We start from the raw sequence: 6271 nt of genomic DNA on the forward strand, positions 1-6271 counted from the left end.
GCCCCGGCCACTACGCCGTCCGCCGACCCGGCCGCCGCCGGGCCAGCCCCGGCCGCCGCCGGCGACACCGGCCCGGCTCCGGCGTCTGGCACCGCGGCCGCCGGCCTCCTCCACGACCTGCGTTCCACGGTCGAGCACCGCGCCCTGCTGTGCGTCACCGGCCCGGCCCCCGCCGACACGACGGCCGCGGCGGTCACCGCCGCCACCCAGCACCAGCCGCTGCCCGCCGTCTGGATCCACCCCCGCGGCACCGACGAACCCGCCCTGATCCGCGCCCTGTACACCGCCCTCGGCCTTCACCACCGCCAGCCGCAGCCCCGCGAGTACTCTGCCGCGCTGGAACTCGTCGCCGCCGAACTCGACCGCTCCGCCCGCCTCCTGGTCGTACCCGACGCCCACCAGCTGGCCACCGCCGCGCTGCAGACCCTCTACGGCCTGTGGGCGCCCGGAGGACCGGAACGCTTCCCCCTGGTCCTGGTCGGCGACGACCACCTCCACGCCGTCCTGGAGCGCCCCAAGCTGGCGAGCCTGAAGTCCGCGGCCGGCCACCACCGCCTGGCCCCCGCCGAGATCCCGCCCGCCGTCCCGGCCGGCCCGCGGCCGGACACCGCCGTACCTGCCGCGGAGACCGGTACCGCCGCAGCGCCCGCCGCCCCGGCCCCGGCCGGTGAAACCGCCGCCCCGGCCACCGCGCCCGGCAATGGCCTCGCTGCGCCCCGCCCCGCCCCGGCCCCGGCCGCCGGTCCGGCTCTCGCCACCGCGCCGACCGCCGACCCGGCCGCGCCGACCGGCGAAGACCCGGACACCCCGGCCGCCGGCCCCGGCCCCGGCGCCGCCCTGCGGCCGGCCCCGGCCGGTGAAGCCCCCACCGAACCCCCGACCCCGGCCCCCGTCCCGGCGTCCGCACCGCTTCCCCCGGTCCTCGACCTGGTCCTGGCTCCGAGCCCGCAGACACTGCACCAGGCCCGCAGCACCCTCCCGCAGCTGATCAGCGTCGCCGGCCAGGGCACCTCCACCCCCCTGGCCCGCGGCACCCACCACGCCCTGCTCACCACCCCCACCACCGCCACCACCCTGGGCTGGGACCTGACCGGTGCCACCGCACACGGCACCGCCGACGCCCGCAAGAAACTCGGCGACCTCATCCAAGCCGCCGCCACCGGCCACCCCCAGGTCCTACGCCGCCACACCACCCCCCTCGCCGTGCTGCTCCCCGCCACCCCCGACGGCACCCCCCTCCCACCCGCCACCCACCCCGGCCACCCCACCCCCAGCACACCCGAAACGGCAGCAACAACCCCACACAGCACCGGAGTCGTAACGCCCACCCCGAGCGCCACCCCAGCCGCTCCCGGCGGCCAGCAGGCCCTCACCCCGGCGCCCGCCGCAGCCGAGCCCACCCCGGCCACCGTCCCCGCCGCAGCTGCGCTCTTCACACCGGCCGCCCCGAACACGCCCGCGTCGTCGACCGCTCCGATCCCGGCCAACAGGCACGCCCCGGCCAGCACCACCCCCGGTACACCCGACGCGGCAGCAACAACCGCACCCAGCACCGGAGTTGTAACGCACACCCCGAGTACCGCCCCGGCCACCGCGACCCAGCCCGCCCCGGCCACCGTCCCCACCGTCCCCGCCGCAGCCGCTCCCGCCGCAGCCGCTCCCACCGCCCCGGCCGACCCGAGCGCACCCACGCCCGTACCGCCGCTGACCCCGGGCAGCGGGCCCGCCCCGGACCGCAGCAGCGGAGCCGAGCCGGACGACACCCTGTTCCCCGCCCCGGCCGCTCCCGGCGCCCAGCCGGCCCCCGCTCCCGCCCCCCCCACCACTCCCGCCCCGGCCGCTCCCGGCCAGGCCGCCCCCACCGGTCGGCCCGCCCCGGCCTCCGCCGCAGCCGGGCCCGCCCCGGCTGCGCCCGACCAGCCGGCCCCCGCCGACCAGCCAGCCGCCGGCGAGCCCGCCCTGCAAGACCCCACAGCCACACCCCCGCCGCCCGGCCAGCCGACCACCACACCCCCCGCGGCGCCCACCACTCCGCGGCCCCCGCGCCGCCTCGCCCCGCTCGCCGACGCCCTCACCACCGTCCTCACCCCCCAGGCCCCCAACCCGCACACCAACACCCCCACCAGCCCGCGCACCCTGTCCACCGGCATCCCCACCCTCGACCAAGCCCTCGGCGGCCTCCAACCCGGCCGCTTCTACCTCGCCGCCGCCGCCCCCGGCACCGGCGCAAGCCTCCTCGCCACCACCACCGCCCGCACCACCGCCCTCGACCACCACCTCCCCGTCCTCTACGCCGCCTCCGGCCTCACCCGCGCCGACGTCGCCGCCCGCATCGTCGCCGCCCACCTACCCGTCGACTACCGCCGCCTGCGCACCGGCCACCTCACCCCCGCCGAACAGACCGACGCCACCACCCTCCACACCGAACTCGCCGCCGCCCGCCTCTACATCGACGACGGCACCGACCTCACCCCCGACGCCATCGCCGAGACCGCCGCCGACCTCGCCCACACCACCACCGACCACCCCGGACAGCCCGGCCTCGCCCTGGTCGTCGTCGACCGCCTCCAAACCCTCGACGACCCCCGCCTCCCGCTCTCCGGCCCCCGCCTCACCAACGCCGCCCAGGCCCTGTCCCACCTCGCCCGCACCCACCACATCCCGGTCCTGGCCATCCTCGACACCGACCAGCCCGACCTGATCACCACCCTCGGCCTCGACACCACCCTCACCCTCCACCCCCACCCCCACGCCCCCACCACCCACCTCCTCCTCACCATCGCCGAACGCGACCTCGGCACCCAAGCCACCCTCACCCTCACCGCCGACCGCGCCCACGCCCGCCTCACCGACCCCACCCCCCACGACCCCTACGCCACGGCGCCAGAGGCGCCCCCCGCTCCCGCCCCAGTGCCGGAGGCACCCACACCCGCCCCCACAACCCCAGCGCCGGAGGCACCCACCAACCCACCCACCCCAGCGCCGGAGGCGCCCACCCAGGCCTCCGCGGCCTCCGCCTGGCCCACCGTCGCCGTCCCCGGCCACCCCACCCAGGACACCCCCGCTGCGCCCGACCCCGACCCGGAGGTCCCCCCGGCCACCGCGGCCACCGCGGCCGCCCTGGACACCCTGGCCAACCTGACGCCCGACCAGCCGCTGCGCCCGGCCCGGGACCGCGCGCCGCGTGCGGCCGCCTCCAGGCCCGCCCGCACCGGCGGCGGAGACTACGCGGGCCGGGACTACGGCCACTTCCTCAACATGATCAGCTCGGTCGTCGAGCAGACCCTCCAGGAGCACGACGGCGACACCGAAGCCACGATCACCGCGCTGGAGCTGAAAGCAATTCCGAACGGAATGGCCCTCTTCGAGGCAACCCGAGTCGGCGGAAACTACGAGCACACCGTCTACCCGGAACGCCTCGAATTCCTCAGCAAGAAATCCCGCGACGGAGCCGACGACATCTGGGAGGGCCGCCACAAGTGGGAGAACGGCCCGCTCCTGGACCAGCTCAAGGCCGGCACCCACCCGGACGTCGACGTCGACGTCCTCGACACCAACGCCGCCTACTGCAGCGCCCTGAAGACCCACCTGCCCATCGGCGCCCTGCAGCACGACCCCGACGGCGGCTTCCACTCCAAGCGCTCCGGCATCTACCTCCTGCCCAAGCGCCCCACCTGGGAACACCCGCACCTTCCCGACCCGATCGGCAACCGCCGCGAGCCGGGCCCGGTCCTCCTGGACGACGCCACCATCCGCCTCCTGATCCGCTGCCACAAGCTCGGCCTCGCCCAGGCCCCGCACATCACCCAGGCGTGGACCTCCGGCGCCTCCGAGAACATCACGGAGAAGTTCCGCCGCGTCCTCACCATCGCCCGCGAGAAGGCCATCCTCGAAGGCGACGACGTCACCGAGAAATACGTCAAGGCGATCTACGCCAAGTTCGTCTCTACCATCGGCGAATCATCATTCAACCGCGACCTCCGCCGACCTGACTGGATGCACATCATCCGCAGCCAGGCATTCGCCAACCTCTGGTACAAGGCACACCGCGCCCACGAACACGGCCTCACCATCGTCCGCCTCCGCGGCACCGACGAACTCCACATCACCGGCGACACCCCATGGCGCACGGTATTCACCGAAGGCCGACTCACCACCCAACTGAAGCTCAAGACCCAGTACACCCTTTACACGAAGGCCGCCTAATGTCGACCGACGGCTGGAAGAACTTCGGCAAATACGGCGCACACCTCGACCCCGAAAACCGCCACGGGAAAATCGTCCTCGCCCGCGCCCTCGAAGACGCCCTGGAACGGATGATCATCGAAGGCGGCATCAAGTCCCCCGTCACCACCCGCCGCGGCCTCACCGCCCGCATGAAATACCTCACCACCACCCAAGGCGGCGCCCAAGCCATGGCCGACGCCGGCATCACCGCCGTCCCCAAGACCATCAACGCCTGGACCAAAGGCACCCAGAACCCCCTCCCCGCCAACCTCGACGCCATCGACACCGCCTACTGGAACCTCCGCGCCGCCAACATCCTCAACAACCCCGGCGCCTTCAAACAGCACCTCAACAACAACGGCAAGGGCACCAAGATCGAGATCCACCCCATCAACCAGAACGTCGTCGACGAACCCCGCCGCCGCGACAACCTGCGCATCCGCACCCTGACCGTCCGCTACATCTGGGACGACGCCGTCGACGCCATGGCCACCGGCGACATCGGCAAGCTCGAAGAGATCTGGGACGACGTCATCGCCGACCTCGACTCCGACTGGGGCGCCTACACCTACGTCCGCCACATCGGCCTCGGCGCCTGACCACCCCCACCCAGCCGCCCGCCCGCCCCACCAGACCGCAACTGCGCCCCACCCCAGCCCAGACCAGCACCACCGGACACAGCAGCGCGTACATCCCCCCGCAGCTGCGCCTCCGCGATGTCCCAGGGGCCGGTGATGCTGCCGGCCAAGGCGACGAAGACACCGTGACGGCGCGCGGTACGGCGCCAGACGCGCGAGCTGTTCAAGCCGCCCTCGTAGAAGCAGACACCGGCCCGGCCGGTCACCGCGAGGACGTCGCCGGCCACGTCCAGGACGGCCGACCAGCCAGTGCCGCCGACTCCGCCCAGCCCTCGAAGTCACCGAACCGCGCCCACCCGCCGGACGCCAGCCCGGCCAGGCGCGGATCCGGCCCGCGACCGCCGGCCGACGCGAACGTCTCCACCCGGTGCGAGGCCGCGAAAACCACCTGCGCCCGCCCCGCGTCGACGGCCCACGCCCTACATGCCCAACGGCCGCAACGGCTCGCTGCCGACATCGACGGCGTACATCGTGCCGCCGTCCACCAGGGCCGCCTCGTCGCTCACACCAGGCCAACAAGCCGGCCCCCGGAGGTAACCCGCCAGCGGCCGGCCCCGCCCCGCTGCGCACCGCCGGGTCCCGGCCGGAAGCTCCACCACCTGGCCGAGCGGGCCGGGCTGAGCCGCCCGCCAGCGGCACCGCGGCCGCACCTCCGGAGGCCCGGTCTCCCGGAGGAATTCCCGGTACAATTCTCGAAGCGGCACAGCATGAATCCCCGGTACAACTCGGAGGGGAGACTGGGCATCAGACGGGATTCCCTGACCGTGCAATTCTGATACAGGCTCAGGCTGATAAAGTCCGGTACAACTTCCCCGTTCGCAGCGAGAAGCCCGTAGGATATTAGGGGCAATCAGCCCGATACGGTTGACCTCCAATCAGGCGCGTTACAGAAAATGCCTCTGCTGCCTGTACAAGCCCCGATTCGATCGCTAGAATTGGCCGAGTGGTTCAGACCAGTTGGCGAGAGCCGTAGCTGACTTAGAGTCACAGATTCCCTCGGTCAGAACTTGTAACGGGGCAGAGACCGTGACATACTGGAGCCCGGTACACAACAGGGCAGGCGCCCGGAGGGCGTCCACCGAAGGAGTCGGCCGAACCGGGAGTGAGCCCGGCCGGGGCAGGCAGAGCCCGAGACCACAGGATAAAACCACAGGTCAGAGCCCCAAAGGGCCGTAGTTTACGGAAATGAGGCCAGCCGGAGATCCGGATGCGGTACAAGGGCCGGCCCCGAAGAGCACCCCCACCGATGGCCGAGAGTTGTACCGGCCCCTCCCCACAGCCAGCCAAGAGCCACGGAGTGGCGTTACATCATTCCGTCACGATAGTGACGGCGCGCCGTGTGCCCCGGCGCTGGGCGTGGCGGAGCTCGGCGCGCTGCTGCTGCTCGGCGCGGCGCTCTGGCTGGC

Annotated in this window: 2 protein-coding genes; both read left to right on the forward strand. The window is 73.5% G+C overall.

The genetic code is table 11. The annotated features are described in order from the left end of the window. Nucleotides 1–4206 (forward strand): DnaB-like helicase C-terminal domain-containing protein (locus ACWEQL_RS40110; protein ID WP_452156192.1); only part of this gene is annotated, 4206 nt, incomplete at its 5' end. After that, entirely contained in the window at nt 4206–4826 is a 621-nt protein-coding gene (locus ACWEQL_RS40115) for a hypothetical protein (RefSeq protein WP_452156194.1), read from the forward strand. The genes ACWEQL_RS40110 and ACWEQL_RS40115, both read left to right, overlap by 1 nt. The last annotated feature ends 1445 nt before the right edge of the window (nt 4827–6271 follow it).

The sequence above is a fragment of the Kitasatospora sp. NPDC004240 genome, assembly GCF_053603215.1.